Origin of the sequence: Actinocatenispora comari (assembly GCF_017312725.1) — a bacterium.
Taxonomy (GTDB): Bacteria; Actinomycetota; Actinomycetes; order Mycobacteriales; family Micromonosporaceae; genus Actinocatenispora; species Actinocatenispora comari.
Window position 1 is genome coordinate 39,911 of the sequence record NZ_BOPO01000111.1, and the last position, 23,531, is coordinate 63,441.

Consider the following 23,531-nt stretch of genomic DNA (forward strand, 5'->3'; position numbering starts at 1 on the left):
ATGACCGATCAAGCCAACATCGGAGTGACCGGACTGGCCGTGATGGGCCGCAACCTGGCCCGCAACCTGGCCCGGCACGGACACACGGTGGCCCTGCACAACCGGCACCAGCAACGCACCGACGACCTGGTCGCGCAGTTCGGCGACGAGGGAACGTTCGTCCCGACCGGCTCGGCGGCGGAGTTCGTCGCGGCGCTGGAACGGCCGCGCAAGCTGATCGTGATGGTCAAGGCGGGCGGGCCGACCGACGCGGTGATCGAGGAGTTCGCGCCGCTGCTGGAGGACGGCGACATGATCGTCGACGGCGGCAACGCGCACTTCGCCGACACCCGGCGCCGGGAGAAGGCGCTGCGCGAGCGCGGCCTGCACTTCGTCGGTACCGGGGTGTCCGGCGGCGAGGAGGGCGCGCTGCACGGCCCGAGCATCATGCCCGGCGGCTCGCGGGAGGCGTACGCGTCGCTCGGGCCGATCCTGACCGACATCGCCGCCGACGTGGACGGCACCCCGTGCTGCACGCACATCGGCCCGGACGGCGCCGGCCACTTCGTCAAGATGGTGCACAACGGCATCGAGTACGCCGACATGCAGCTGATCGCCGAGGCGTACGACCTGCTGCGGCACGCGCTGGGGCTCGAGCCGGCGCAGATCGCGGACATCTTCCGGGACTGGAACACCGGCCGGCTCGACTCGTACCTGATCGAGATCACCGCGCAGGTGCTCGGGCACGTCGACGCGGCGACCGGCAGGCCGTTCGTCGACGTGGTGGTCGACCAGGCGGAGCAGAAGGGTACCGGCCGGTGGACGGTGCAGACCGCGCTGGAGCTGGGGGTGCCCACCACCGGCATCGCCGAGGCGGTGTTCGCCCGGTCGCTGTCCGGCGGCGCGGCGCTGCGCGAGGCGGCCCGCGGGCTGCCCGGGCCGGCCCGGGCGCCGATCACCGGGGCCGCCGCCGAGACGCTCGCGGCCGACATCGAGCAGGCGCTGTACGCCTCCAAGGTGGTCGCCTACGCGCAGGGCTTCAACGAGATCCAGGCCGGCGCCGCGGAGTACGACTGGCCGATCGATCTCGGGGCGGTCGCGACGATCTGGCGCGGCGGCTGCATCATCCGGGCCGCCTTCCTGGACGACATCCGCGCCGCGTACGCGAACGACCCGGCGCTGCCGACGCTGCTCACCGACGGCGGCTTCGCCGAGGCGGTACGCGACGCGCAGGACTCGTGGCGGTCCGTGGTCGCCACCGCAGCCCGGCTCGGCATCCCGGCGCCCGGCTTCTCCTCCGCCCTGTCGTACTACGACGCGCTGCGGGCGCAGCGGCTGCCCGCCGCGCTGGTGCAGGGCCAGCGGGACTACTTTGGGGCGCATACCTACCAGCGGGTCGACCGCCCGGGCACCTTCCACACCGAGTGGGCCACCCGCGACGCAGCAGAACACGAGGTGTAGCAGTTGAGCTACGACGCAATCCAGGCGGAGACGGTCACCATCGGCGGGCACGACGGCGACCGGATCGAGGCGTACCAGGCGCGCCCGCTCGGCCCCGGTCCGTTCGGTGCCGTGGTGGTCATCCACCACCTGCCCGGGTACGACCGGGAGAGCAAGGAGACGGTGCTCCGCTTCGCCACCGAGGGCTACCTCGCCGTCTGCCCGAACCTGTACTCGCGGCAGGGCGCCGGGCTGTCCCCCGAGGAGGCCGCGAGGCTGGTCCGGGAACGTGACGGCGGCATCTCCGACGAGCAGCTGGTTGGCGACGTCGCCGGCGCCGCGGCGTACCTGCGGGAGCAGACCAGCAGCAACGGCAAGGTCGGCTGCATCGGCTTCTGCTCCGGCGGCCGGCAGGCGTTCCTGGCCGCGGCCAACGTCGACCTGGACGCCGCGGTGGACTGCTACGGCGCGTTCGTGGTCGGCAACCCACCGGAGGGGTTCCCGTTGCGCGCCACCGAGATCCTCGACCAGGCGCCGAACCTGCGCTGCCCGCTGCTCGGCCTGTTCGGCAACGAGGACCAGTTCCCGTCGCCGGACCACGTGGCGACCCTGGAGAAGGAGCTGACCAGGCTCGGCAAACCGCACGAGTTCCACTCGTACGACGGGGCCGGCCACGCGTTCTTCTCCGTCGACGGCCCCCGGTACCGGCCGGAGGCCGCGGTGGACGGCTGGTCGAGGATCCTCGACTTCTACGGTCGCCATCTGAGCTGACCTGCCCGGCGGGGTCACCGCGTGGTGGCCCCGCCGTACCGCGTCCGGTGGTGCGCCGCGCTCAGAGGCCGAACAGCGTGCGCACGATGTCGACGTAGAAGTTGCCCTCGATGTGCCGGAAGATCGCGAACGGCTCGCCCGGGCTGCCCACGAACGGCCGCAGCGTCCACGCCAGCTGGGTGCCGACGAACCCGAACACCACGATCCAGACGTACAGCAGCGCCATGCTCGCCTGCCGCTCCGGCGCCGGCGGTAGCGGCCGCATCGGGGCGGCCCCGTTGGTCGGTGCCGGGGCGTCGGCCGCCGGCAGCGCCGCGGGCTGCCCCTCGTGACCGGCGCCGACCATCGCCGGGACCGGTTGTGCCGCAACGGGTTGCGCGGCGGGCACGGATGGTGGAATCGCCGGCTGGTTCATCGACCGCATGCCGCCGACGAGGAACTTCAGCCCCACGAACGCGGTGAGCGTCATGATGGCCACGTTGAGCAGCTTGTAGAACGAGTAGTGCGGCGCGGTCACCAGGAAGAACAGGCTGATCGGTGCGAACGCCAGGCACAGCGTGGACATCACCGTCACCGCGACCGACACCAGCGCCACCGCCTGCCGGATCGACAGCCGGGCCCCGAACACCAGGTTGAACAGGTACAGCGTCGGCAGGCAAATCACCAGCGTGACGAGCAGCAGGATCGGCAGCTTCACCGCGGAGGCGACGGCCTGCAGCGCCCCGTTGGAGGCGCCGAGCACCGCGCCGTACAGGGCCAGGGAGATGGCCGCGGAAGCCAGCAGCTGTCCGGTCAGCGGGCCGAGGTCGCGGTCGTCCCGGATCTGTTCCCAGACCCCGGCCCGGTCTCGCAGGATGCGCTCGATCACGAGCAGGCTCTGTGCGGATGCCATGGCAGGCTCCTTGCTGCGACGACGTCGAAGTCGCTACACCCTAGAGGACACGAACAACGTCAGTCGGTCCGGTCCCGCTCGCCACGGGTCAATCGCCGCAGTTCGGTCGCGGCGAGCCCGGCCCGGTCCAGCTCGTCGGACAGCGCCGCGAGCGACGCCCGCGGGCCGGACGGTGCGGGCCCGGCGGGCACCAGCCGCTCCAGCCGGCGTACCTCGTCGGCGAGGGCGGCGTGCCGGTCCGGGTCGGCGCGGCAGTCGGCGGCGGTGTGTGCCACCGCCCACTCGATCCGGCGCAGCGACTGCTCGTCGAGCGGGTCCGAACCGCCGCGGAGCGCGTCGATCGCCCGCTGCGCGGCGAGCAGCAGCGCCGCGGCCGGCGGGTCGGCGGCGGCCAGCGCGGCGAGCCGGCGACGGCCGAACAGCACGCCGGCGGACTCGGCCGCCCGTTCGCGCCGAAGGCTGACCGCGCCGCGCACCGCGACCAGCGCGGCGACCAGGGCGACGAGCAGCCCGCCGTCGCCGGCCACCGCGCCGAACAGCGGCGACGCGCCGCTCGGCCGGGCACCGGACAGCAGGATGGCGAGCCCGCCGACCCCGAACAGCACCGCGACGACCGTGGTCAGCAACACGGTGGCCGGCTCGGTAGCGCCGGCGAGCAGCCGGCGCCGCACCTGGTCGGGCACCTGGGGTGCGCACACCGGTCGTGGCCGCCCGGTCACGACCGCCGCTCCGGGTCGAGCCGGGGCGGCGCCTGGTCCCGCTGTCTCATGTGCCCTGTCGTACCACAGGGTCCCGCGTCCGGCGGACCGGCGGCCGTCGCGACCCGGGTGGCAGAATTTTGCGACTCAGGAAAAGTTGCGCGACACGCAAACTCCTGTATGGTGGGTACATGGCAGCCGACCCGAGCGGCCTGCGGGCCCGCAAGAAGGAGCAGACGCGCATCGCGCTGAGCTGGGCCACCATCCGGCTCGCCGTCGAGCGCGGTCTCGCCAACGTCCGGGTGGAGGACATCGCCGCCGAGGTCGGCGTGTCCCCGCGCACCTTCAACAACTACTTCGCCAGCAAGGGCGAGGCGATCGCCGACCGGGAACTGCAACGCTTCCGGCAGTTCGCCGCGGCGCTGCGCGAGCGCCCCGCCGACGAGCCGCTGTGGCCGGCGATCACCGCCGCGGTGCTCGACCGGTACGCGCTGACCGGGGAGACCGACGGCGGCAGTGTCGAGGAGGTCGACGAGACCGCTCGGCGGCGCTGGGTGGAGGGGGTGCGACTGATGATCGCCGAGCCAGCCGTGCAGCGTGATCTGGCCGCCGCGTACGCCGCCGCCGAAGAGCAGCTCGCCGTGGCCGTCGCCGCCCGCACCGGTACCGACGTCGACCGCGACATGTTCCCGCGGCTGGTCGCCGGCGCCGTCGGGGTCGCCCTCGGTACTGCCCGACAGCAGTGGATGCGCGACCAGTCGGTGCCGATCGCCGACCTGATCGTCGATGCGCTGGCGCAGGTCGCCGGCGGCCTCCCCACCCCCTGACCGACCCGACCAAGCCACGAACCCGAGCGCGCCACCAACCCGAGCGCGCCATCAACCCGAGCACGCCACCGACCCGAGCACGCCACCGACCCGAGCGGGCCGCCGGCTCCGCTGACCCGAGACCGAAGCGGCGACGGGGCCGCATCGCCCGTGCCGCACCACATCCCTGCCGCTCGCGACCCGCCGCGGTCGCGCGCTCGACCCTGCCCGGAGGCACTCATGTCCGAAGACGTCGTCATCGCCGGCGCCGGCCCCACCGGCCTGCTGCTCGCGATCGAACTGAGCCTGGCCGGCATCCGGCCGCTGGTACTGGAGGCGCTACCGGAACGGTTGCCGCACAACCGGGCCAACGGCCTGGTCGGCCAGGTGGTCCGGATGCTGGACCGGCGCGGCCTGTACGAGCGGGTCGCCGGCACGCCGGGTCCGCCGGCGCAGACCCCGCGGTACATGTTCGGCGGGCTGCCGCTGGATCTCGCCGACATGCCCGACCACCCGCTGTACCTGCTGCCGGTACCGCAGCGGGAGCTGGAGGACGCGCTGGAGTCTCGGGTCCGCGAGCTCGGGGTCCAGATCCGGTTCGGGCACCGGCTGACCGGCCTGAACCAGACCGACGACGCGGTGACCGTGCGGGTCGCCGGCCCGGACGGCGAGTACGAGCTGGCGACGGCGTACCTGGTCGGCGCGGACGGCGGCCACAGCGTCACCCGCAAGCTCGCCGGCATCGGCTTCCCCGGGGTGTCCCGGGACGACACCGTCTCCCGGGTGGCGCACGTACACATCCCCGACGACCTGCGCGATCCGGCCACCGGTGGGCTGCGGGTACCCGGCCACGGCACGATCCCGCCGTTCCTGTACCACCGCACCGAGCACGGCCTGTTCGTGTACGCGCCGTTCCCGGGCCGGGCGACCGCGCTGACCACGATGGAGTGGAACGACCTCGACACCGCCGGCGAGTTCGACCTCGCGGAGCTGCACGCGAGCGTACGGCGGGTGCTCGGCGTCGACGTGGGCTTCACCGCGCCGCCCGGCCCGGGCCCGCACCTGCTGCGCCGGCTGGTCGGCGGCAGCACCCGCATCGCCGCGGCGTACCGGTCCGGCCGGGTGCTGCTGGTCGGCGACGCCGCGCACGTGCACGCCGCGGTGGGCGGCCCGGGGCTCAACCTCGGCCTGCAGGACGCGGTCAACCTGGGCTGGAAGCTCGCCGCGGCGCTGCGTGGCCGCGACGACCTGCTGGCCAGCTACCAGGCGGAACGGCGGCCGGTGGGGGAGCGGGTGGTGACGCACACCCAGGCGCAGTCGGCGCTGATCGCGTCCGGGCCGCAGACCACCGCGCTGCGGTCGGTACTGACCGAGCTGCTCGCCGACCGCCCGGCCCGGCGGCGGCTGGCGGAGCTGCTCGCCGGCGCCGACGTGCGGTACCCGGCCGGGCCCCAGGAGCATCCGCTGGTCGGCCGGTGGGCGCCGGATCTGCTGCTGCACACCGCATCCGGCCCGGTGCGGCTGGCCGAGCTGACCGCCACCGGACGGCCGCTGCTGCTCGACCTGACCACCCGGCACGACCTCGCCGCCGACCTCGCTGGTGGCGTTGTAGCGGGCCCGGGCGGTGACGTCACCGCCGGGCTCGGCAGCGGGCTCGGGGCGGACGCCGGTCGGATCGAGGTGGTCACCGCCGAGCCGGTCGACGGGGCGCCGGCGGCGATGCTGCTGCGGCCGGACTGCTACCTGGCGTGGGCGAGCGACTCAGCGGACCCGGACCCGGCGGAGCGGGCCGCACTGCGTGCCGCGGCCGGGCGCTGGTTCGCTGCGCGGCGGCTGGTCGAGCCGGTCGCGTGACTCCTCCTGCCGGTCCGCCCACCGGGACAGCTGGTCGACCTGGTCGGACAGCGCGGTGCGGTGGGCGGCGTCACCGCCGCAGTCCAGCGCGGCCCGGCTCACCGCCCACTCGGCCCGGCGCAGCGCGGGTTCGTCGTCGCGGGCCGAGGCGGCCCGGATCCGGTCGATGTCGCGCTGTGCGAGCGCGAGCAGCGCCGCCGCCTGCGGATCGCGCACCGCGAGGTCGGCCAGCAGGTGCCGGCTGAGGAACACCCCGGTGCGCTGCGCCCAGCGCCGGCGCAGCGCACAGAACACCCCGTGCACGACGGTCAGGCCGGCGGCACCCGCGACCAGCAGGCCGCCGCCGCCGACCAGCTCGTCGAACGTGTGCGGGGCGCCCTCCGGCCGACCGCTGGAGGCGAGCACGGCCACCGCGCCGGCGCCGAACAGGGCGGTCAGCACCGCGGCGAGCAACGCCATCGAGGAGTCGGCACCGTCGAGCAGCCGCCGGCGCATCGGTTCGGAGACCTGGGGCGCGCACACCGGGCGCAGCTGATCGACCATGCGCCTGTCGTATCACAACCCGACGCCGACGGGCACTCCGGAGGCCCGTGACACGTCGATCATTTCGGTACGCAAACCGGGCGGCCGTGCCCGTGCCCGCTCCGCGGCCCGCTGGTCGACGGATGCGCGCGGCGGCCGAGGGCGCCGGCCGTCGGTCACGGGCACGACCCGGCCGGGTCCCTCGGCCGATCTCCCGGCGCGCGGCGGCCGCCGTCAGGGTGTCGTGTCTACTGTGGACATCCAGGACTCGACGTCGGCGGCGGTGCGGGGCAGCGCGTGCGACAGCAGCTGGTAGCCGTCCGCGGTGATCAGCACGTTCTCCTCGATCCGGTAGCCGAGACCGCGGAAGGAGGCCGGCACCAGCTCGTCGTCCGGCTGGAAGTACAGCCCGGGTTCGACGGTGAGCACGTGGCCGGGCGCGAGCGTGCCGTCCAGGTACTCGGTGGCCCGGGACGCCGCGCAGTCGTGCACGTCGAGGCCGAGCATGTGGCCGGACCCGCACAGCGTCCAGCGCCGGTAGATCGTCGAGGCCGGGTCCAGCGCCTCCTCCGCCGAGCAGGGCAGCAGGCCGAGGTCGGCCAGGCCGTACGCGGTGACCCGCATCGCGGCGCGATGGAAGTTGCGGTACGACGCGCCCGGCTTCAACTCCGCCAGCGCGGCGTCGTTCGCGGCCCGGTTCAGCTCGTACAGGTCGCGCTGGATCGGGCTGAAGTGGCCGGAGATCGGCAGCACCCGGGTGATGTCCGCGGTGTAGAGCGAGCGGGTCTCCACCCCGGCGTCGAGCAGCAGCAGGTCGCCGTCGCGGACCGGTCCGTCGTTGTCGATCCAGTGCAGCGTGGTGGCGTGCGGGCCGGCGGCGACGATCGAGTGGTACCCGACGTCGTTGCCCTCGGTACGGGCGCGCCGCCAGAACGTGCCCTCCAGGTACCGCTCGGAGGTGGCCTTCGCGGCGTCCAGCGCGCGGACCACGTCGGCGAAGCCGCGGGCGGTGCTGTCGCAGGCCAGCTGCAGCTGCTCGATCTCGTACGCGTCCTTGACCAGGCGCAGTTCGGCCAGCACCGCGGCGAGCTCCTCCTCGGCGTACCCGTCGTCGCGCGCCGGCACCAGCGCGTCCACCCCGGCGTCGACCCCGCGCAGTACCCGGGTGGGCAGGTCGGCGCGCAGCGCGGCCTCCAGCTCGGCCACGTCGCGGGTGGCGACGCCCAGTTCGGCGGCCGACTCGGCGAGCGACGGCCGGCGGCCGACCCACAGCTCGCCGGCCCGGCTGCGATAGAACTCGCCGTTGTCCCGGCGCGAGCGCGGCGGCGCGAACAGCGTGTCGCCGTCCGGCTCGACCACCAGCACCGAGTCGGCGTGCTGGTCGCCGGACAGCCACACGTAGTTCGAGTGCGGCCGGAAGCGGTAGTCCTGGTCGGCCGAGCGGGTCTGCAGCCGGCCGGCCGGTACCACGATCCGCTCGCCGGGGAACGCCGCCCGCAGCCGGTCGCGGCGCTTGGCGGCGAACCCGGCGACCGGCAGCTGCGCCAGCTCGCGGCGCTCGGTGTCCGCCCAGCCGGTACTCATGAACGCGTCCAGTGCCTCGGTCGGCGGCCAGTCGTGGCTGCCGGTGGCGAACTGCTCGCGGGCCATCACACCTCCAGCGTTCCGTATGCCGAACGACCCAACGCTAGGCACCGGATCCGCCGAGGTCAATGCGCCCGCCCCGGGTACCGTGTACTGCTGGGCATTTGTCCGGCAGCGCCGGGAGCCCGGTGGCGGACGTCACCGGGCCGGGCCGTTCGCTTCACGGAACGACTGCGCGGCTCAGCCGTCGCCGAGGAACTGGTCCAGTTCGGCGTCGAGCAGGGTGCCGGCGTCGATGCCCACCGCGGCGAGCACCCCCTCCAGCTCCATCCCGACGATCCCGTGCAGCCGCACCCAGAGCCGGATCGCGGCGGCGGCGACGGTCGGCTCGACCGCGGTGTCCCGGTCACGGGCCCAGTCGGCGACCTCGCCGCGCAGCCGGGGCGGGGTCGGCGGCAGTGGCCGCTCCAGCGCCGCGACCAGCTCCAGCAGTACCCGCATGGCGCGCTGCGACGCGCTCACCACGGCGGGGGCGGCGAGGTGCCCGTCCCCGTACGGGTCGGCCAGCATCACCCGGTAGAGCGCCGGGTCGCCGAGCGCCCAGTCCCGGTACGCGCCGGCCACCGCCCGCAGCCGCCCCGCCGGACGGCGCCGCCTCGCCGCCTCGGCCGCCCCGGTGACCGCCGCGGCCAGTTCCTCGAAGCCCACCGTCGCGAGCGCGGTCACCAGCGCGGCCCGGGAGTCGAAGTACCGGTAGATCGCCGGGCCGGACATGCCCATGGCGCGGGCGATGCCGTTCAACGACAGCCCCGGTACGCCCTGCTCGGCGAGCTGGCCGCGGGCCCGCGCCACGATCTCCGCCCGGGTCGCCGCGCGCTGCCGCTCCCGCCGGCCCGGCGGCGTCCGTACGCCCGTCGACGCGCCACCCCCGTCCGGCGTGGCGGTGTCGGCCGCGGGTGGCGTGGCTGGTGCGGACGGTGCCGGCCGGGCGCGGTCGGTCGGCCGGCTCATGCGCGGAAGGCGTCGGCGTAGGCGCGGGCGAACTCGTCCACGCCGCGCGCCGGGTGCCCGGTCAGGTCCGGCACCGCGGTGGAGACGGCGGCCGCCTCGCCCCGCCGGTAGTGCGCGTAGTCCTCCAGCAGGCCGTCGACCTGCCAGTCCGGCAGCACGCCGCGCAGCTGGGCGGCGAACTGGTCGGGCGACACGTCGGCGAAGTGCACCGGCCGGCCGGTCGCGGCCGAGATCGCCTCGGCGAGCCTGGTGTGCGTGATCGCCGCCGGCCCGGTGAGGTCGTAGCTGCGGCCCAGGTGCCCGTCGGAGGTCAGCACGGCGGCCGCCGCGTCGCCGATGTCGCGCACGTCGACGGCGCTGACCGCGGCGTCGCCGATCGGTGCGCCGAACCCGCCGGTCGCCCGGATCAGGTCGGCGAACGCGAGGGTGCCCTGCAGGAACAGGTTGGGCCGCAGGACGGTGTGCGCCGGGCCGTGCTCCGCCGCGTACCGCTCGACCTCGGCGTGCCAGCGCAGGAACCGGACCGGCGAGTCCTCGGCGGCGGCGAGCTGGGAGAGGATCACGACCTGGTCGACGCCCGCCGCCCGGGCCGCGTCGAGGAACCGGAGCTGCCGCCGGGCCGCCTGCTCCGAGGACGGCGTGACCAGGTACGCCGCGTCGACGTCGGCGAGCGCCGCGGCCAGCGCGGCGGGATCGTCGAAGTCGGCGACCGCGGTCTCGTCCGCGCCGGTCACCGCCGGCTCGGCCGGCTGGCGCACCATCGCCCGCGCCGTCACGTTCCTGCCCGCCAGGGCCTGCAGCACCGCGCCGCCGGTCGCGCCGGTCGCCCCGGTCACCAGGATCCGTCGCATGATCCCCCGCCTCCTCAGTTATAGCCTCTAACAAAAGTTAGAGTAGCTCACTGGCCGGCGACGGCAACGTGATCGTCCCCACCGGCCGGCCGCGACGTCCAGCCCAGCGTCAGGGCCGGCAGCCGCTCCATGTTGTCGTCGTCGCGGCCGATCTCGACGAACCCGTGGTTGGCGTAGAACGCGCGCGCCTCGACGTTGGCCTCGAACACGTGCAGCGTCAGTCGCTCCGGGCTGTACTCGCGCACCGCCGCGAGCAACAGCGAGCCGATGCCGCGCCGGCGTTGCTCCGGAAGCAGGTACAGCGCGTCGAGCAGGGTGCCGTCCAGCGCCGCGTAGCCGACCACGGTGCCGTCCGCCTCGGCCACCAGCACCCGGCTGCCCGGCAGCACCACCTCCCGTACCCACCGGGTCACCTCGTCGTGGCCGCGCCGCTGCGGCGGCAGGTACGGCATGGTCCCGGCCCGGGAACGCTGGTGCACCGCGGCGATCGCCGCCGCGTCGTCGGTCGTCGCCGGTCTGATCGTGATCGGAGTCCGCATCCGCCGACCGTACGGTCCGCCGGCCGGCGCCGCGCCCGGTTTCACCGGTGCCCGCGCGGCGCCTGGTGCCGTTCCGTCCGGACCCGCACGGAGCGCGGCCCGGCTTCCGTTCGTCCGGGCCCGCACGGAACGCGGCCGGCTTCTCGTTCGTTCGGGCCGAGGGGGAGCGCGGCGCGGGATGGTGCGGTCGGCCTACCGGTCGTCCGGGAGCAGCGCGGGGCGGATCGCGGCGCCGCCGTCGACCACCAGCGTCTGGCCGGTCAGCCAGCTCGACGCCGCCCCGGCGAGGAAGACCGCGGTGGCGGCGATGTCGTCCGGTTCGCCGATCCGGCCGAGCGGGAGGGCCGCGTTCAGCGCCGGTTCGCGGCCCTCCCACAGGGCCCGGGCGAGCCGGGTCCGGACGATGCCGGGCGCGATCGCGTTGACCCGCACCCCCGGCGCGAGTTCCGCGGCGAACTGCCTGGTCAGGTGGATGACGGCGGCCTTCGTCGCGTTGTAGTAGCCGATGCCGGGTTCGGTCAGCAGACCGCCCACCGAGGCCAGGTTGACGATGGCGCCGCCGCGCTCGCGCATCGACGCGCGCCACACCGCCTGCGTCCACAACACCACCGACAGCTGGTTGACCTGCACCGTCTTCTCCGCGCGGGCCACGTCCAGCTCGACCATCGGCCCGTAGTACGGGTTCGTCCCGGCGTTGTTGACCAGCACGTCGACGCCGCCGAACGCCTCGACCGCGGCGGCCACGCAGGCCGCCGCGGCGTCCGGGTCGCCGACGTGCGCGGCGTGCGTGCGGATCTCGACCCCGGGGTACGCGGCGCGCAACCGCGCGGCGACTTCGTCCAGCGCCTGCTGCCGGCGGGAGGACAGCACCACGTGGCAGCCCTCGGCGGCCAGTGCCGCCGCGATCGCCGCGCCGATCCCGCGCGACGCGCCGGTCACCAGGGCGGCGCGCCCGGCCAGTCCGGTGTCCATTCGTACCCCTTTCGCGGCACCGGGCCGGCCGGTGTGCAGGTTCCGGGCCGGTGTCCGATGCGCGGCGTTGACGTGGTTCGCCGATGGGCTTACCTTACCGACCAGTAGCGTGCCGTTCAGCCGACACGAAAAGAGGTCCACTGTGGACAGGTTCACCGGGCGGGTCGCCGTGGTCACCGGCGCGGCGCAGGGCATCGGCGCGGCCACCGCACGCCGGTTGGCCGCCGAGGGCGCGACCGTGGCGGTACTGGACCTCGATCTCGACCGCACCGCCGACACCGTCGCGACGATCCGTGCCGTCGGTGGCGCCGCCGACGGGTACGCCGTGGACGTCGCCGACGCGGACTCGGTGACCGCGGCGATCGATGCCGTCGCCGGGGCGTACGGGCGGATCGACGTGCTGGTCAACGATGCCGGCGTGACCCGCGACAACCTGGTGCACAAGCTCGCCGAGGACGACTGGGACACGGTGCTCGACGTCAACCTCAAGGGCGCGTACCTGGTCAGCCGGGCGGTGCAGCGGCAGATGGTGCCGGCCGGGTACGGGCGGATCGTGTCGCTGTCGTCCACCTCGGCGCTGGGCAACCGGGGCCAGGCCAACTACGCCGCGGCGAAGGCCGGCATCCAGGGGTTGACCGCGACGCTCGCGATCGAGCTCGGCCGGTACGGGATCACCGCGAACGCGGTGGCGCCCGGCTACGTGGCGACCGCGATGACCGCGGCGACCGCGCAGCGGCTCGGCATGGACCCGGCCGAGCACCAGCGGCTCGCCGCCGAGCAGATCCCGGTGCGCCGGGTCGGCCGGCCGGACGACATCGCCGCCGCGATCGCGTTCCTGGCCTCCGAGGAGGCCGGCTACGTCAGCGGCCAGACCCTGTACGTGAACGGGGGGCTGCGCTGATGGAGTTCGGCCTGACCGACGAGCAACGCGCGATCCGGGACACGGTGCGCGACTTCGTCCGCAAGGAGTTGACCCCACGCGAGCCCGCGGTACTGGCCCGCGACCGCCGGGGCGAGCCCGGGCTGACGCGCGACGAGCTGACCGCCTTGCAGGCCAAGGCGCGCGGCTTCGGCTTCTGGGGCCTGTCCACCCCGGAGGAGTACGGCGGGATGGACCTGGACGCGGTCACCCAGGCGCTGATCCACACCGAGCTGGGCCGCACGTACGTGCCGTTCACCTTCGGCGGCGAGGCCGACAACATCCTGTACGAGGCGAACGACGCGCAGCGCGCCGAATACCTGCTGCCCACCATCGAGGGCGACCGGATCTCCTGCTTCGCGATCACCGAACCGGGCGCCGGCTCGGACGCGGCGAACATCCGGCTCGCCGCCCGGCGCGACGGCGACGACTGGCTGCTGTCCGGCGAGAAGACGTTCATCACGGGCGGCAACGACGCCGACTTCGCCATCGTCATCGCGCTCACCGACCCGGCGGCCGGCGCCCGCGGCGGCTCGACCGCGTTCCTGGTGGACCGGTCGATGGGCTGGAGGTCGTCGCCGATCGTCACGATGGGGCCGGCCGAACCGGCGTCGCTGTTCTTCGACCAGGTCCGGGTGCCGTCCTCGCACGTCCTCGGCGAGGTGGGGCAGGGCTGGCAGCTCGCGATGCGCTGGATCGGCCGCGGCCGGTACCTGATCCCGGCGCGGGCGGTCGGGATCGCCGAGCGGGCGCTGTCGATGGCCGTCGAGTACGCGAACACCCGGGAGACGTTCGGCGCACCGATCGCCGCCAACCAGGCGATCCAGTGGATGATCGCGGACAGCGAGCTGGAGCTGGAAGCCGCCCGGCTGCTGGTGCTGCGGGCGGCCTGGCTGGTCGACAGCGGCGCCGACGCCCGGCACGCGGCCTCGATGGCGAAGCTGTCCGGCGCCACCATGGTCAACCGGGTGATCGACCGGGTGTTGCAGGTGCACGGCGGCATGGGCTACACCCGCGAGCTGCCGATCGAGCGCTGGTACCGGGAGGTGCGGCTGTTTCGCATCTTCGAGGGCACCGACGAGATGCAGCGGCTGATCCTCGCCCGCGACCTGCTGCGCGGTTACACGAAGGTGGGGCTGGGATGAGGACGTTCGACAGCGCCGCCGAGCTGCTCGCCGCGGCCGGGACCGACCTCGGTACCAGCGGGTGGCGGCCGGTCAACCAGGGCCGCATCGACGCGTTCGCCGACGCCACCGGCGACCGGCAGTGGATCCACGTCGACGCCGAACGGGCCGCGGCCGGGCCCTTCGGTACCACCGTGGCGCACGGCTTCCTGACCCTGTCGTTGCTGCCGATGCTGCTGCGCGAGGTGGTCGAGGTGCGGGCCGCGCACGCACTCAACTACGGCCTGGACCGGGTCCGCTTCCCGGCGCCGCTGCCGGCCGGCTCCCGGGTACGGGCGAGCGCCACCCTGCTGTCCGCCGTCGCGGTCGGCCCCGTCGAGGCCGGCGTGCAGACCACGGTGCGGGCCACGGTGCAGGCCGACGGCGCGGCCAAGCCGTGCTGCGTCGCCGACCTCGTCACCCGCTACCTCTTCTAGGGCGAGCCGTCCGCCCGCCCCGGCGCTCGCCCGGGAGCCGACTGCCCGCCCCGGCGCTCGCCCGGGAGCCGACCGCCCCGCCGCTCGCGGCGACCGGCCCCGGGCCCGCCGCCGGTGGCGTCAGGCGGCGGCGGGGCCGCCGTCGACCGGCAGTACCGCGCCGGTCAGGTACGGGTTGGTCAGCAGCGCCAGGATCGCCTGCGCGACCTCGTCGGCGGTACCGACCCGGCCGATCGTCGCGGCCTTGCCGTACTGGGTGAACACCGCCTCGCGCGCCTCGGCCGGGAACCCGGACCACCAGGCGGTGTCCACGACCCCGGGGGAGACCGCGTTGACCCGCACCGGGGCCAGTTCGGCGGCGAGGCTGGCCACCGCGGCCTCCACCGCGCCGTTGATCATCGCCAGGCCGACCGCGCCGGGCGCCGCGTTGCGGGCGCTGGCCGCGCCGACCAGGGTGATCGAGCCGCCGGGCCGCAGCGCCGGCAGCGCCGCCTGGATCGCGCCGAGGAAGCCGATCACCTTGGTGTCCAGCCCGCGCCGGACCGAGGCGAGGTCGAGCCCGGCGACCGGGCCGATGCCGGCGGCGTCGCCGGCCGCGAGCACCAGGTGGTCCAGCCGCTCCGGTACGGCGGCGGTGATCGCGTCGTGGTCGCCCAGCTCGGCGACGCGCCAGGCGATCCGGTCCCCGGCGGCGCGCAGCCGGGCCTCGTCGCGACCGGTCACGGTGACCTCGGCACCGGCCGCGCGCGCGGCGCGTGCGGTGGCCAGCCCGATGCCGGAGCTGCCGCCGACGACGAGGACGGCACTGCCTTCGAGCACTTCATTCTGAGACGTCATGTCTCGAAATATATCCGAGGCAAGCCGTCTCGTAAACTGACCGGATGGACGAGGCGAGCGCGAAGCGGGGCCGGCCGCGGGACGAGCGGGCCCGGCAGGCCATCCTGCGGGCGACCCGGGACCTGCTGCTGGCGGACGGGTACGGTGCGCTGACCGTCGAGGGCATCGCCCGGCGCGCCGGTGTCGGCCGGCAGACCGTGTACCGCTGGTGGCCGACCAAGGCCGACGTCGCGCTGGAGGCGATGAACGCCCAGGCGGAGCTGGAGATCGCGGCGACCGAGCTGGCCGGCTTCCTGCGCGAGACGTTCACCGTCGCACCCCGGTACGTGCCGGCGCTGTCCGGGCTGATGGCGTACGCCCAGCTCGACCCGGCGTTCGCGGCGCGGTTCCAGGCCGAGTTCCTGGACCGCCGGCGCGCGGCACTGATCGCGCTGGTCGGCGCCGAGCTGCCGGCGCTCGACCCGGAGTACGCCGCCGATCTGGTCTTCGGCACCCTCTGGTACCTGGTGCTGACCCGCCCGGAGCGTCTCGACGCCGAGTGCGCCGACCGGCTGTACGAGACGCTGCACGCGCTGCGATGCTGACGCGCCGGTGCTAGGGCGGGGTGTGATGCACACTGCGTTAGGTTGACCGACGGCGAAAGACGTCGTTAGGTTCGCTGCGTGGACGGTCACCTGCATCTCGGCTACGAGCTGGCGCTGCTCGCCAATCACGGGCACGCCGTCGCCGACGTGCACTGTCGCTGACCGATCCCCGGTCGGGCGTTCGAGCCCGCCGACCCCACCCAGCCGGTGACCGTCCGTGTCGGACGACGCCGTTGCGTCCTGCCCCTTTTCTTGCGCATTTCCGCTGGCTAGTGTTCATTTGCGGTCATACCGCCGACCGGCCGCGGTGCGTTTTCGGCTGCCGGTACCCCTCCGGCGTCTCAAGGAGCCCTCGTGAACCGCACACCCGTCCTGTCGATCGCCGCCGGCGCGCTGCTCGCCGGCACGCTCGCCGCCTGCGGCAACACCGGTGGTGGGTCGTCCACCACCGCGTTCGATCCGAAGACCTGCCGGGGCGGCACGCTGGAGGTGCTGAACCAGCAGGACATCACCCACCTGGACCCGGCCCGGATCTACACCTCCGGCGGCGGCAACATCCCCTCGCTGCTGTTCCGCACGCTGACCACCCGCAACCGGGCGGCCGGGGCGGACGGCGCCAAGGTGGTGCCCGACCTCGCCACCGACACCGGTACGCCGAGCGACGGCGCGAAGACCTGGACCTACCACCTGCGGTCCGGGCTGAAGTACGCCGACGGCAGCGCGATCGAAAGCGGCGACATCAAGTACGGCATCGAGCGCTCGTTCTCGCCGGACCTGCCGGGCGGCGCCGCCTACCTGCGTGACTGGCTGGTCGGCGCGAAGAACTACGCCGGCCCGTACAAGGATCCCAAGGGGCTGAGCGCGATCGAGACGCCCGACCCGAAGACGATCGTGTTCCACCTCAACAGCCCGCACGGCGACTTCCCGTACCTGGCGACCGCGACCCAGTTCGCGCCGGTGCCGAAGGCCAAGGACGACGGGGTCAACTACGAGAAGCACCCGGTCTCCAGCGGCCCGTACCGGATCTCCACGTACCAGAAGAACAAGAAGCTGGTGCTGACCCGCAACAAGCACTGGTCGCGCAGCATCGATCCGGAGCGGCTGGCCTGCCCGGACACCATCGACATCACCTCCGGGCTGAACCCGGACGTGATCAACCAGCGGCTCGCGGCGAGTTCCGGCAACGACGCGAACGCGGTCACCACCGACACCGATCTCGGCCCGGCGCAGCTCTCCCAGCTGCAGAGCAACCCGGACCTGGCCAAGCGCGTCGCGAAGGGCAACTTCCCGTACACGTACTACCTGACGTACGACACGACGAAGGCGCCGTTCGACAAGCTGAAGGTGCGGGAGGCATTCAGCTACGCGGTGAACCGCAACTCGGTGATCAACGCGATCGGCGGCAGCTCGCTCGGGTACCCGGCCACCACGTTCCTGCCGGCGCAGAAGTCGATGGGCTACCAGCCGTACGACTACTTCCCGGCCGGCAAGAGCGGCAACCCGGCGAAGGCCAAGCAGCTGCTGGCGCAGGCCGGCTACCCGCACGGCCTGACGGTCACGCTGGCGCACAACAACACCGCCGACGACCCGAGCGGCCCCGAGGTGGCCACCGCGGTCCAGGACGCGTTGAAGTCCGCCGGCATCACGGTCAAGCTGCAGACCGTCGACTCCAACTCGTACTACGACACGCTGAACAACCCGAAGACGCAGCCGCAGCTGGCGGTCGCCGGCTGGGGTGCCGACTGGCCGAGCGGCGGGCCGTTCCTGATCCCGCTGTTCGACGGCCGGCAGATCATCGGCTCCGGCGGCAACTTCAACACTGCGATGGTCGACGACCCGGCGGTGAACAAGCAGATCGACAAGATCAACGCGATCACCGACCCGGAGCAGGCCGCGAAGGCGTGGGGGGAACTCGACGCCTCGATGGGCAAGCAGGCCTGGTACGTGCCGCTCTACCATGGCAAGGACCTGGCGCTGTACGGCAAGAACGTCAAGAACGCCTTCGTCTCCGACTGGACCGGCGTCTACGACCTCTCGCAGCTCTCGGTCAAGTGAGTACGGTCCAGTGAGTACCGACGCACTGGCCGACCAGGTCGCAGCGCCGGCGCCCGAGGGGGGCGCCGGCGCCCGGTCGGTGTGGCGCGCGCTGCGCCGCGAGCCGGCCGCGCTGGCCGGCCTGGTCGTGGTCCTGCTGCTGGTCCTGGTGGCGCTCGCGGCGCCGCTGCTGACCGCGCTGGAGGGCCAGGACTACACCAGCTACCACGACGGGCTGCTCGACTCGGCCCGCGGCGGGGTACCGGCCGGTGACCTGGGCGGCATCTCCGCGCACCACTGGCTCGGGGTGGAGCCCAAGACCGGCCGCGACCTGTTCGCCCGGGTCGTGTACGGCGCCCGGGTCTCGCTCGCGGTCGCCCTGTCGGCGACGATCCTGCAACTGCTGATCGGGCTGACGATCGGGCTCGCCGCCGGACTGGGCGGGCGCATCGCCGACGCGGTGCTGTCCCGGGTGACCGACCTGGTACTGGCGTTCCCGGCGCTGATCTTCTCGATCGCGCTGCTGGGGATCGTGCCGCAGTCGTTCCCCCGGCCGGTACTGCTGGTGCTGGTGCTGGCGCTGTTCGGGTGGGCCGGCACGGCGCGCATCGCCCGCGGGCAGGCGCTGACGCTCCGGACCCGCGACTACGTGGCCGCGGCCCGGCTCGCCGGCGGCCGTGGTGCCCGGCTGGCCCGCCGGGAGATCCTGCCCGGCCTCGCCGCGCCGGTCATCACGTACGCGGCGCTGATGGTGCCGGGCAACATCGTCGCCGAGGCCGGGCTGTCCTTCCTCGGGGTCGGCATCAACCCGCCGACCCCGTCCTGGGGGCAGATGCTGTCGTCGGCGACCACCTGGTTCGGCGGCGACCCGATGTACGTGGCGATCCCCGGCGTGCTGCTGTTCGCCACCGTGCTGTCGTTCACGCTGTTCGGCGACGGGCTGCGCAACGCGCTGGACCCGCGCAGCACGTCGCTGTCGAAGAGGGCGGAGTGACCGTGGCCGCATACCGGAGCGCCTCCGCCAGCCCCGAGAGGACGGCGTGACATGGCCGCATACCTGATCCGGCGCGTGCTCGGTGCGCTGGTGGTGCTGCTGGTGCTGTCCGCCGCCGTGTACGTCATCTTCTACGCGCTGCCCGGCAACCCGGCGCAGCTGGTCTGCGGCCCGAAGACCTGCCAGGCCGACCAGCTGCACCGGATCGAGACCGAGCTCGGCCTCGACCAGCCGATCTACCTGCAGTACTGGCACTTCCTCGTCGGCATCTTCGCCGGCCGGACGTTCTCCGGCGGGCCCGAGGCGATCCACTGCGCGGCGCCGTGCCTGGGCTACTCGTACCAGACCGGCGAGCCGGTGACCTCGCTGCTGCTCGACCGGCTGCCGGTGTCGGCGTCGCTGGTCGTCGGCGGCTTCGTCATCTGGGTACTGGTCGGAGTCGGGCTCGGCGTGGTCTCCGCGCTGCGCCGTGGCCGGGCCCTGGACCGCGTGGTCACGACCGCGACGCTCGCCGGCAACTCGGTACCGGTGTTCCTGGTCGGGTTGCTGCTGCTGCTCGTGTTCTGCGTGTACCTGCGCGCCCTGCCCTTCCCCGGCTACCAGCCGCTGACCGGCAACCCGGCGCTGTGGGCGCAGAACCTGATCCTGCCGTGGGTGTCGCTGTCGGTGGTGTCGGCCGCCGTCTACACCCGGCTCACCCGCACCTCGATGCTGGAGACGCTGGCGGAGGACCACATCCGCACCTTCCGGGCGTACGGGCTGAGCGAGTCGCGGGTGATCCGCCGGCACGCCCTGCGCGGCGCGCTGACCCCGCTGATCACGATCGGCACCATCGACCTGGCCACCTCGCTGACCGGGGCGACGCTGACCGAGAGCCTGTTCGGCCTGCCCGGCCTCGGGCAGCTGCTGGTCACCTCGGTCCGCAACATCGACCTGCCGGTGGTGGTCGGCGTGACGATCCTGGCCGGCGCGGTCATCGTGGTCGCCAACATGGTCGCCGACATCCTGTACTCGGTGGCCGACCGAAGGGTGGCGCTGGCATGACCGACCAGCTTTCGCCGGAGCCGTCCGGGGCCACCACCCGGCTGCCGGCCCCGCGCTCCGGCGACCCGGCCGCCGCGCCGATCGTCGCCGTGGACGGGTTGACGGTGACGTTCCCCGGCGGTACCCGGGCGGTCGACGGGGTGTCGTTCGAGCTGGCACCGGGCGCCTCGCTGGGCATCGTGGGGGAGTCCGGGTCGGGCAAGAGCGCGACCGCGCTGGCGCTGCTCGGCCTGCACCACGGCACCGGCGCGCGGCTCACCGGCCGGGTCGAGGTCGCCGGTACCGTCGTGGACGACAGCGACCCGCAGCGGCTGCGGCGGTTGCGCGGCGCGACCGCGGCGATGGTGTTCCAGGACCCGATGTCGGCGCTGGACCCGTACTTCAGCGTCGGCAGCCAGATCGCCGAGGTGTACCGGCTGCACACCGGCGCGTCCCGGCGCGAGGCGTGGACGCGGGCGGTGGAGGTGCTCGACCACGTCGGGATCCCGCACGCCGCCCGGCGCGCGTCCGAGCCGCCGCACCAGTTCTCCGGCGGCCAGCGGCAGCGGGCGCTGATCGCGATGGCGCTGGCGCTGCGGCCGAAGGTACTGATCGCCGACGAGCCGACGACCGCGCTGGACGTGACCGTCCAGGCGCAGATCCTCGACCTGCTGCACGGCCTGCGCGCCGAGACCGGGATGGCGCTGCTGCTGGTCACCCACGACCTCGGGGTGATCGCCGGCACCGTCGACGAGGTACTGGTGATGCAGCGCGGCCGGATCGTCGAGCGCGGCGGCGTGCGCCGGGTGCTGTCCGCGCCCGAGCACGACTACACCCGCGCGCTGCTGTCCGCGGTACCGCGAGTGGACGCGCCGCGCCGGCGCGCGCTGGTCGACGGCGCCCGCGGCGGGGCCGGTGCCCGCAGCGAGGCCACTGTGGACGGTGTCCGCGGAGGGGGCACTGTGGACGGTGTCCGCGGAGAGGGCACTGTGGACGGTGTGGACCGGGGCGAGCCGCTGGTGCGGCTGGTGGACGTGCGGCAGGATTTCCCGGTCGGTCGCGGCCTGCTGCCCGGCCGGCACCGTACCGTGGCCGCGGTCGACGGGGTGAGCCTGGACGTACGACGCGGCGAGGTGCTCGGCGTGGTCGGCGAGTCCGGTTCGGGCAAGACGACGCTGGCCCGGATGATGGTGCGGCTGCTGCGGCCCACCGGCGGCCGGGTCGAGTTCGACGGTACCGAGATCGGTGCCCTGCCCGAACGGCGACTCGCGCCGTACCGGCGGGACCTGCAGATGGTGTTCCAGGACCCGATCTCGGCGCTCAACCCGCGGCGCAGCGTGGGGGAGAGCATCGCCGATCCGTTGCGTACCGCGGGGGTCCGCGACGACGCCCGGATCCGGGCGACGGTGCGGGAGTGGCTGGGGCGGGTCGGGCTGGATCCGGATCGCTACGACGCCTACCCGCACGAGTTCTCCGGCGGGCAACGCCAGCGCATCGGCATCGCCCGCGCGCTGGTCCGCTCGCCCCGGCTGGTGGTCTGCGACGAACCGGTGTCGGCGCTGGACGTCTCCACCCAGGCGCAGATCATCGACCTGCTCGCACAGCTGCGGACCGAACTCGACCTGACCGTGGTGTTCGTGGCGCACGACCTCGCGGTGGTACGCCAGGTGTCCGACCGGGTCGCGGTGATGCACGGCGGGAAGCTGGTCGAGCTGGCGGACGCGGACACCGTCTACACCGACCCGCAGCACGACTACACCAGATCGCTGCTCGCCGCGGTGCCGGTGCTGGACCCGGACCTGGCCGCGCGACGCCGGGCCGAGCGCGTCGCGGTCGCCGGCTGATGCCCGCCCCCGCGCCGGCCTCGCCCGGTCCTGCGCCGGCTGCCCACGGCCCCGCGCCGGCTGCCCACGGTCCCGCGCCGGCCGCCGACGGCCCCGCGCCGGCCTCTCCCGGCCCGGCACAGGTCGTGACCGGTCCGGCGGTCGATCCGGAGCCGGTGCCGCTCGGACCGGGCACGGTGACGCTGTCCGACCGCCGTACCCAGCGGTCCTGGCAGGTGCCGCTGCGCCGGTACCGGCTCGATCCGGTACCGGTGACCCAGCGGCGGTACGCGGCGGTCACCGGGGCCGCGCCGAGTGCGGTGGACGATCCGGACCGGCCGGTCGACGGCGTCTCCTGGTGGGACGCGGTGCGGTTCTGCAACGCGTACTCGCAGCGTGCCGGGCTCGCGCCAGTGTACCGGATCGACGGCGACGCGGTGGCCGCCGACACTGCCGCCGACGGGTACCGGCTGCCGACGGAGGCGGAGTGGGAGTACGCCTGCCGGGCCGGCAGCACCGGCCCGCGCTACGGCGAGCTGGACGAGATCGCCTGGTACCGCGGCAACTCCGGCGGGCACAGCCACCCGGTCGGCACCCGCGCGGCGAACGCGTGGGGGCTCTCGGACCTGCTCGGCAACGTGTGGGAATGGTGCTTCGACCACTACGACCCGCAGGTGTACGGCAGCTACCGGGTGCTGCGCGGGGGCGGCTGGGCGGACGAGCACTGGAGCTGTCGAGCCTCGGTACGCCGGCGCAGCCACCCCACCTTCCGTATCGATGACGTCGGGTTCCGGCTGGCCCGCTCGATCCCGTCCTGACCGACCCTTCCGCGGCATCCGGCCGTGCCGCGGCATCCGGCCCGTTCCGTGGCTGCGGTGCGGTCAGTCGGCCGCCGGATCGGCCAGATAGCCCCAGTCGCGGGCGATCCGGCGCAGCCCGCGCGGTACCTCGGCGAGCGCGGGCAGCGGCCGGGCCGGCTGCGGCCGGCCGGAGCGGATGTTGGCCGACCAGTCGCCGAGCCCGCGGCGGTACCGGCCGTGCCCGTGGCTGCCGTAGTCGACCATGCCGGGCTCCCAGTCCAGCTCGAGGTACCCGCACAGCCGACGCGTCTCCGCCTCGGGCTCGGCGACCAGACGCTCGTACCGCACGTCGATGCCGGGCAGCGTGCCCCGGGCTCGTTGCACCTCGGTACAGAACCGGCGCAGGTAGTCGACGGTGTCGCCGACCCCGTGGGCCGGCCGGGCGGCCCGCCACGACTGGTAGATCGAGCCCGGATGGCGCAGCAGGAACACGAACCGGGCGTCCGGCCAGATCTGCGCCAGCCGGTCGGCGAGGAACACGTGGTTGGGGGTCTTCTCGACCAGGATGGGCTTTCCGCTGCGGCCCAACACCTCGGCCAGCAGCCGGTCCCACAGCATCGCGGTCAGCTCGTCCTCGTCGATGCCGAACTCGGCCAGCGCGGTCTGCGCGAACCAGCTCGTCGCCTGCGCGGCGAGATCGCCCAGGTGCAGCTCGTGCGGCGCGTACAGCGCCGAGTGACTGCCCAGCATGCTGCGCAGCAGCGTCGATCCGCTGCGCACCGAGGACAGGATGAACACCGGCGCGTGCAGCTCGCGCCGGGCCGGTACGAGGCCGCGTACCGGCCTGGCCCGGGTGACGGGGTTCTCGCGTACCAGTCGCAGCCCGGTGGTGCGCGACAGCGCCCGGTTGAGCGACCTCTTCACGTCAGGCACGCCGGCGACGCTAACCACCGATGCTGTCCGCCCCGCCCGCACTTCCTGTGCCGCACCTGGGAACC

Annotated in this window: 23 protein-coding genes; 13 read left to right on the forward strand and 10 right to left on the reverse strand. The window is 73.9% G+C overall.

Going from position 1 to position 23,531, the window contains the following annotated elements:
• Positions 1–1,440 (forward strand): NADP-dependent phosphogluconate dehydrogenase, encoded by a 1,440-nt coding sequence (gene gndA, locus NUM_RS26495; RefSeq protein ID WP_207127654.1) that lies wholly within the window; start codon positions 1–3, stop codon positions 1,438–1,440.
• Between the two features lie 3 nt (positions 1,441–1,443).
• Positions 1,444–2,190 (forward strand): dienelactone hydrolase family protein, encoded by a 747-nt coding sequence (locus tag NUM_RS26500; RefSeq protein WP_207127655.1) that lies wholly within the window; start codon positions 1,444–1,446, stop codon positions 2,188–2,190.
• 61 nt (positions 2,191–2,251) lie between these two features.
• On the opposite strand, the gene NUM_RS26505 is transcribed toward NUM_RS26500, so the two are convergent.
• Complete coding sequence (locus NUM_RS26505) at positions 2,252–3,082, reverse strand: hypothetical protein (protein WP_207127656.1); 831 nt, start codon at positions 3,080–3,082, stop codon at positions 2,252–2,254.
• A gap of 59 nt (positions 3,083–3,141) precedes the next feature.
• Positions 3,142–3,765 carry a hypothetical protein gene (locus NUM_RS26510; protein WP_207127657.1) on the reverse strand — a complete coding sequence of 208 codons (624 nt, stop codon included), beginning with the start codon at positions 3,763–3,765 and terminating at the stop codon, positions 3,142–3,144.
• 206 nt (positions 3,766–3,971) lie between these two features.
• On the opposite strand from NUM_RS26510, the gene NUM_RS26515 reads away from it, so the two are divergent.
• Positions 3,972–4,607, forward strand: a complete 636-nt coding sequence (locus NUM_RS26515) for an acyl-CoA-like ligand-binding transcription factor (protein WP_207127658.1) — start codon at positions 3,972–3,974, stop codon at positions 4,605–4,607.
• Between the two features lie 219 nt (positions 4,608–4,826).
• Entirely contained in the window at positions 4,827–6,440 is a 1,614-nt protein-coding gene (locus tag NUM_RS26520; protein WP_207127659.1) for an FAD-dependent monooxygenase, read from the forward strand.
• On the opposite strand, the gene NUM_RS26525 is transcribed toward NUM_RS26520, so the two are convergent.
• The 6 genes from NUM_RS26525 to NUM_RS26550 form a co-directional block, all read right to left on the reverse strand.
• Complete coding sequence (locus tag NUM_RS26525) at positions 6,348–6,983, reverse strand: hypothetical protein (RefSeq protein WP_207127660.1); 636 nt, start codon at positions 6,981–6,983, stop codon at positions 6,348–6,350. The two genes, NUM_RS26520 and NUM_RS26525, sit on opposite strands and share 93 nt — an antisense overlap.
• Before the next feature lie 213 nt (positions 6,984–7,196).
• Positions 7,197–8,612 (reverse strand): aminopeptidase P family protein, encoded by a 1,416-nt coding sequence (locus tag NUM_RS26530; RefSeq protein ID WP_207127661.1) that lies wholly within the window; start codon positions 8,610–8,612, stop codon positions 7,197–7,199.
• A gap of 174 nt (positions 8,613–8,786) precedes the next feature.
• Positions 8,787–9,557 (reverse strand): TetR/AcrR family transcriptional regulator, encoded by a 771-nt coding sequence (locus NUM_RS26535; RefSeq protein WP_207127662.1) that lies wholly within the window; start codon positions 9,555–9,557, stop codon positions 8,787–8,789.
• Positions 9,554–10,408 (reverse strand): NmrA family NAD(P)-binding protein, encoded by an 855-nt coding sequence (locus NUM_RS26540; protein ID WP_207127663.1) that lies wholly within the window; start codon positions 10,406–10,408, stop codon positions 9,554–9,556. Before NUM_RS26540 ends, NUM_RS26535 begins: the two co-directional genes overlap by 4 nt.
• A gap of 47 nt (positions 10,409–10,455) precedes the next feature.
• Positions 10,456–10,947, reverse strand: coding sequence for a GNAT family N-acetyltransferase (locus NUM_RS26545; protein ID WP_207127664.1), 492 nt, complete (start codon positions 10,945–10,947; stop codon positions 10,456–10,458).
• A 192-nt stretch (positions 10,948–11,139) separates the two neighbouring features.
• Positions 11,140–11,919: an SDR family oxidoreductase gene (locus tag NUM_RS26550; RefSeq protein ID WP_207127665.1), complete on the reverse strand. Its 780-nt coding sequence runs from the start codon at positions 11,917–11,919 to the stop codon at positions 11,140–11,142.
• 142 nt (positions 11,920–12,061) lie between these two features.
• Here NUM_RS26550 and fabG point away from each other — a divergent pair, with 142 nt between their 5' ends.
• The 3 genes from fabG to NUM_RS26565 are packed head-to-tail and all read left to right on the forward strand — an operon-like array spanning position 12,062 to position 14,438.
• Positions 12,062–12,820, forward strand: coding sequence for a 3-oxoacyl-ACP reductase FabG (fabG, locus tag NUM_RS26555; RefSeq protein WP_207127666.1), 759 nt, complete (start codon positions 12,062–12,064; stop codon positions 12,818–12,820).
• On the forward strand, positions 12,820–13,983 hold the full coding sequence (locus tag NUM_RS26560) for an acyl-CoA dehydrogenase family protein (protein WP_207127667.1): 1,164 nt from the start codon (positions 12,820–12,822) through the stop codon (positions 13,981–13,983). Before fabG ends, NUM_RS26560 begins: the two co-directional genes overlap by 1 nt.
• Complete coding sequence (locus NUM_RS26565) at positions 13,980–14,438, forward strand: MaoC family dehydratase (protein ID WP_207127668.1); 459 nt, start codon at positions 13,980–13,982, stop codon at positions 14,436–14,438. The genes NUM_RS26560 and NUM_RS26565 overlap by 4 nt, the downstream gene beginning before the upstream one ends.
• A 120-nt stretch (positions 14,439–14,558) precedes the next feature.
• Here the strand turns inward: NUM_RS26565 and NUM_RS26570 are convergent, their stop codons facing one another.
• Positions 14,559–15,275, reverse strand: a complete 717-nt coding sequence (locus tag NUM_RS26570) for an SDR family oxidoreductase (RefSeq protein WP_207127669.1) — start codon at positions 15,273–15,275, stop codon at positions 14,559–14,561.
• Between the two features lie 44 nt (positions 15,276–15,319).
• Here NUM_RS26570 and NUM_RS26575 point away from each other — a divergent pair, with 44 nt between their 5' ends.
• The 6 genes from NUM_RS26575 to NUM_RS26600 all read left to right on the forward strand — a co-directional run bounded on the left by NUM_RS26575 (position 15,320) and on the right by NUM_RS26600 (position 22,551).
• Positions 15,320–15,859, forward strand: coding sequence for a TetR/AcrR family transcriptional regulator (locus NUM_RS26575; RefSeq protein WP_207127670.1), 540 nt, complete (start codon positions 15,320–15,322; stop codon positions 15,857–15,859).
• Positions 15,860–16,213: 354 nt separating this feature from the next.
• A complete protein-coding gene (locus tag NUM_RS26580) occupies positions 16,214–17,914 on the forward strand; it encodes an ABC transporter substrate-binding protein (RefSeq protein ID WP_207127671.1) in 1,701 nt (566 codons plus the stop codon).
• 10 nt (positions 17,915–17,924) lie between these two features.
• Entirely contained in the window at positions 17,925–18,887 is a 963-nt protein-coding gene (locus tag NUM_RS26585; protein ID WP_225918870.1) for an ABC transporter permease, read from the forward strand.
• Between the two features lie 51 nt (positions 18,888–18,938).
• Complete coding sequence (locus tag NUM_RS26590) at positions 18,939–19,931, forward strand: ABC transporter permease (protein WP_207127672.1); 993 nt, start codon at positions 18,939–18,941, stop codon at positions 19,929–19,931.
• A complete protein-coding gene (locus tag NUM_RS26595; protein ID WP_207127673.1) occupies positions 19,928–21,754 on the forward strand; it encodes a dipeptide ABC transporter ATP-binding protein in 1,827 nt (608 codons plus the stop codon). Before NUM_RS26590 ends, NUM_RS26595 begins: the two co-directional genes overlap by 4 nt.
• Before the next feature lie 125 nt (positions 21,755–21,879).
• On the forward strand, positions 21,880–22,551 hold the full coding sequence (locus tag NUM_RS26600; protein WP_207127674.1) for a formylglycine-generating enzyme family protein: 672 nt from the start codon (positions 21,880–21,882) through the stop codon (positions 22,549–22,551).
• A gap of 63 nt (positions 22,552–22,614) precedes the next feature.
• On the opposite strand, the gene NUM_RS26605 is transcribed toward NUM_RS26600, so the two are convergent.
• Complete coding sequence (locus tag NUM_RS26605; RefSeq protein WP_207127675.1) at positions 22,615–23,466, reverse strand: sulfotransferase family protein; 852 nt, start codon at positions 23,464–23,466, stop codon at positions 22,615–22,617.
• Between the last annotated feature and the right edge of the window lie 65 nt (positions 23,467–23,531).